Genomic DNA, 4,725 nt, shown 5'->3' with positions numbered 1-4,725 from the left:
CGGAGCCCCCGGCAGGGCGAAGCTCGCCGCCGGCTGGCTGATCGACAAAGCCGGGCTGAAAGGCTATAAAAGCGGACGGGTCGGCGTACACGAACGGCAGGCGCTGGTGCTGGTCAACCTGGGCGGCGCCACGGGCGGTGAAGTGCTCGACTTCGCGCACATGGTGCAGGCCCGCGTCCACGAAAAATTCGGCATCGAAATCGACACCGAAGTAAATATCCTCTAACAATGCTTTTACGACGCATGGCGGCGGCTGTCGCGGTCAGCGCAGTCCTGGCCGGTTGTGGCCCGGGCATGCGGACGACAGCTTACAACCTCGATTTCGAATATGCGGCGGAAGAGGGCCGCCCGGCACAATGGGGCCTGCCCGACGCTCCGATATTCGGATACGCCGCTTCGTCGTGCCGCACGCAGAAACAGCACGGGGCGGCCAGCCTGCACCTGATGCAGAGCGATTCCGGGAAACGCGGCTGGGGATTCTTCTGGCAGGAACTGCCGGCAGACCCATTTGCCGGGCACGAGGTCGAATTGAGCGGTTGGATTCGCACGCAGGACGTTACGAAAGGCTTCGCCGACCTCTACCTATCGGACGGGGAAATCGATTACGCCGTATTTGCACGCGACACACTGAACCGGGGCGTGCGGAACACGACGCAATGGACGCACGTATCCTTGAAAAAGCGATTCGGCGCGCACGCATCGACGATGAGAATCGGCGGCATCCTGAAAGGCCCGGGCCAGGCGTGGTTCGATAACATGGAGCTGACCATCGACGGAAAACCGCTCCGCGACACGCTCATTCCCGCACCGAAAGTCAGGCTGACGCGCGCCGACAAAAGGGAGCTCCGGAAATACGTTTATCCCCTGCGGAGCTGCGATTGCGGCGAAAACGACCCGAACGACCTGCAAGTGCTGGACGCACTAACCGGCAACGGCACGCTCGTTGCCTTGGGTGAAAATACGCACGGGTCGAGCGAGATATACAGGCTCAAGAACCGCATGATACGTCACATGGCCGAAAACATGGGGTTCGGCATCTTCTCGCTCGAGGCGGGCATGTCGGAATGTTACCGGCTCGACGAATACATACACAGCGGAATCGGCTCCCCGGAATACCTGCTCCGCACAGTAATCGGCATGTGGATATGGTGCACGCAGGAGATGCTGAATCTGGTGGAGTGGATGCGGGTTTCCAACCAGTTCGGGCACGAAATCGCCTGCACCGGATTCGACATGCAATACCCGGGAGAAACGGTGGCGATTCTGGAAGCGGCGTTCGCGCACGACGGGCAGGCGCTGCAACTGCTCGGGGAAATCGACGCCGGACTGGAAAAAGCATTGACCTATTCCAATGTCAACATTCCGCAGGCAGACCCCGCAATCGCCGGAAATATCGTGCGGGCGCTGTCGCAAATCGAAAGCCGAATCGGACAACTCCCCGCCGACGAGGCAGAGAAAGCGTGGCTGCGGCAACTCGTGACGCTCCAGCGCCAGTACCTCGGGCAAGGCGGGCTGTTCTCCCGGCGCGACCGGTGCATGGCCGAAAACCTGCTGTGGATAAAACGGCACAACCCGGCGTCGCGCATCGTCGTCTGGGCGCACAACGGGCATATCGAAAAAAGCGGGGGCAAAATGGGCGGATTCCTCAAAGAGAGCCTGGGTGAGGAGTATGTGAACTTCGGATTCACGTTTTACGACGGAAAATATACGGGCATTCGCCCCGGCAACGAGGAACAGGTACAGGATGCGCAGCGCGCCTGCCCCGGAACGCTGGAATACCTGCTGGACAAACTCGGCGAACCGCTGTTTATCCTCGACCTGAAAAAGATGCGCGAGGAGAAATCGCCCGCCCTGACATGGCTCGACCGCCTGCGGTTCAGGCATATCGGAGCCGTGAAGGTCGAAAACGAATTCCCCGACCGCGGCATAACGGAAAAATTCGACTACCTGGTATTTATCCGGGAATCGACGCCCTCTCACCCGTTTTAAAGGTTTGTCACGGGAAATTGTTATCTTTGCATTCGGATTTTCAACGTTCAGCCATGGCACTTTTAGAAGCTTTCCAGAAATACGTCGCCGGGAACGACCTGGCCACACACGACGACCGCATCCTGCTGACCGTTTCGGGCGGCGTGGACTCGATGGTCATGCTGTCGCTCTTCACGCAGAGCGGCTACTCGGTCGGCGTGGCGCACTGCAACTTCCAGCTGCGGGGCGCGGAGAGCGACGAGGACGAAGTGCTCGTGGAAGAAGAGGCCCGTAAGTACGGCGTCGCATGCTACAACAAGCGCTTCGAAACCACGGCCGAGATGGAACGCACGGGCGAGTCGATGGAGATGGCCGCACGGCGGCTGCGCTATGCGTGGTTCGACGCCTTGAGCCGCGAACACGGCTACACGGCCGTGGCCATCGCCCACCACGCCGACGACTCGATCGAAACGTTCTTCATCAACCTGCTGCGCGGCACCGGCCTGCGCGGACTGACGGGCATTTCGACGCAGGTGGGCAAGATCATCCGCCCGCTGATGTTCGCCTCGCGCAAGGAGATACTCGAATACGCCGTGGCGAACCGCATTCCGTTCCGCGAGGATTCGTCGAACCGCTCGACCAAATACCTGCGCAACAAAATCCGGCTGGGGCTGATTCCCCGCATCCGGGAAATAAACCCCAAGTTCACGAGCCTCATGAGCCGCAACCTGGCACGCCTGACCGATGCCCAGCTGTTCATCAACCACGGCATCGAGCGTATCCGGGGCGAAGCCGTCACGTCCGAAAACGGGCTGGACACGATTCATATCGACCGCATCGACCCGGCATTTCCGCAGGAGTTCGTGATTTACGAGCTGTTGAGCTCGGCCTACGGCTTCAAGGGCGACGTCATCGACTCGCTCTGCCACGCCCTCGCACACGGCATGACAGGGCGCCGCTTCTACTCGCGCGAGCGGGTGGCCTACGCCGACCGCGGCACCATCGTCGTGGCGCCCATCGCCCCCGACGACAACTGCCTGACGACCGTCGAACGGGGCGCACCGCGCAGCTACTGCGGCAATGCGGTACTCTACTACGAATACTGCGACATCGACACGATCAAGAACTTCGGCGTCCCGGAAAACATCGCGCAGGTCGACGCCGACCGCCTGCAATTCCCGCTCACGCTGCGCCGCTGGCAGGAGGGCGACTCTTTCGTGCCGTTCGGCATGACAGGACGCAAGAAAGTCAGCGACTTCCTCATAGACGCCAAGGTGTCGATGGCCGAAAAGCAGCGGCAGTTCGTCCTGCTGTCGGGCGATGAAATCGTGTGGCTCGTCGGCCGCCGCATCGACGACCGCTACCGCCTGACGCCCGAAACGGAAAACGTGCTGCGCATCACCAAGGAAATCGTATAAACCGCCCGGAGCCCCCCCCCTCGCAGGGACGGCTTCGGGAAAACATACCCGGCCCGGCCGGGACAACATTCGAAATATGGCTAAAAGCACGCTGAAATTCAAGGACTCCGTCGCCGCGTACGAACAGCTCGCCGGGCAGATCGCCGCACGGCGGTTTTCACCCGTCTACCTGCTTATGGGCGAAGAGAGCTACTTCATCGACGCCATCGCGGAACAGCTCGCGACGACGATTCTCGCAGAAGCCGAACGGGCTTTCAACCAAATCACCGTCTACGGCAAGGATTCCGAAGCGGGGCAGGTCATCAACCTCTGCCGCCAGATGCCGATGATGGGTTCGTACCAGGTCGTCATCCTCAAGGAGGCCCAGCAGCTGCGCGGAATCGACAAACTGGCCTTCTACACGCAGAAACCCTCGCCCACCACCATACTGGTCATCTGCCACAAGGAGAAGAACGCCGACAAGCGCTCGGCTTTCTACAAGGGCTGCGCCGCCAACGGCACGGTGCTCGAGTCGGTGCGTCCGCGCGACTACGAAATCGCCTCGTGGCTCCAGCAGTTCATCGCGAAAAAAGGGCTGGCAATCGACGCCAAGGCGCTGTCGATGCTCACCGACCACCTGGGCACCGACATCTCGAAAATCTCGAACGAGCTGGGCAAGCTGGTCGTTTCGCTGCCCCAGGGCACCAAACGCATCACCGATGCCGACATCGAGGCCAACATCGGCATTTCGAAAGAGTTCAACAACTTCGAACTGTGTAAGGCCGTGGCGACCAAGGATATGGGCCGGGCGCTGATGATTGCCGACCACTTCGCCCGCAACCCCAAGGACAACCCGCTGCTGGTCACCGTGCTGGCGCTGTTCGGGCAATTCAAGGAGATGTTCGTCGTCAACTACCTGCGCTGGCTCGCACGCCACAAGGGGACGGCCTTTCCGTCCGACATGGAACTGATGCGCATCCTGAAAAAAGGCAACGTCTATTTTATCGGCGAAATCAAACAGAACGCCGCGAACTGGGACAACCGCAAAGTTTTCAACATCCTCGGCCTGCTGCGCGAATACGACGCCAAAAGCAAGGGCATGAACTCCGGCGGCGCCTCCGACGGCGAACTGCTGCGCGAACTGCTGCTGAAAATCTTCATGCTGTGATGCAGGAGGCCTACCTATACCAGACCGTCCACGTCCTCGACCGGAAGTGCCTCCGCCTGCCGGAGCACCTGGCCGTGCTCGACCGCTGGTCGCGGGAGCTGTTCGGGCGCCCGGGGCCGCAGGAGGCCGGAAAAACCGCCGCGGGAATCGTCGCGCTGGCCGAAGGGGAGGCCCCGGACAGCGACCGGTCGA

3 protein-coding genes and 2 pseudogenes are annotated in these 4,725 nt (G+C 61.0%); all 5 read left to right on the top strand.

The features are described 5' to 3' along the window. Positions 1 to 226, top strand: a pseudogene (locus QZT71_RS11970) (UDP-N-acetylenolpyruvoylglucosamine reductase); the annotation flags it as partial. A gap of 2 nt (positions 227 to 228) precedes the next feature. Beyond that, complete coding sequence (locus QZT71_RS11965) at positions 229 to 1,989, top strand: erythromycin esterase family protein (RefSeq protein WP_295916527.1); 1,761 nt, start codon at positions 229 to 231, stop codon at positions 1,987 to 1,989. A gap of 53 nt (positions 1,990 to 2,042) precedes the next feature. Then, positions 2,043 to 3,386: a tRNA lysidine(34) synthetase TilS gene (gene tilS, locus QZT71_RS11960; RefSeq protein ID WP_295916525.1), complete on the top strand. Its 1,344-nt coding sequence runs from the start codon at positions 2,043 to 2,045 to the stop codon at positions 3,384 to 3,386. Between the two features lie 76 nt (positions 3,387 to 3,462). After that, entirely contained in the window at positions 3,463 to 4,533 is a 1,071-nt protein-coding gene (gene holA / locus QZT71_RS11955) for a DNA polymerase III subunit delta (protein ID WP_295916523.1), read from the top strand. Beyond that, positions 4,533 to 4,725, top strand: a pseudogene (locus QZT71_RS11950) (branched-chain amino acid aminotransferase); the annotation flags it as partial. The gene holA and the pseudogene QZT71_RS11950, both read left to right, overlap by 1 nt.

It is taken from the genome of uncultured Alistipes sp. (assembly GCF_902388705.1).
Classification (GTDB): domain Bacteria; phylum Bacteroidota; class Bacteroidia; order Bacteroidales; family Rikenellaceae; genus Alistipes.
The sequence above is the reverse complement of the archived record's forward strand: the minus strand, read 5'-3'. Positions and strand labels throughout refer to the sequence as shown.

Coding starts and splice junctions, on each gene's coding strand:
- QZT71_RS11965 (WP_295916527.1), top strand. CDS start 229: ATGCTTTTACGACGCATGGCGGCGGCTGTCGCGGTCAGCGCAGTCCTG.
- tilS (WP_295916525.1), top strand. CDS start 2,043: ATGGCACTTTTAGAAGCTTTCCAGAAATACGTCGCCGGGAACGACCTG.
- holA (WP_295916523.1), top strand. CDS start 3,463: ATGGCTAAAAGCACGCTGAAATTCAAGGACTCCGTCGCCGCGTACGAA.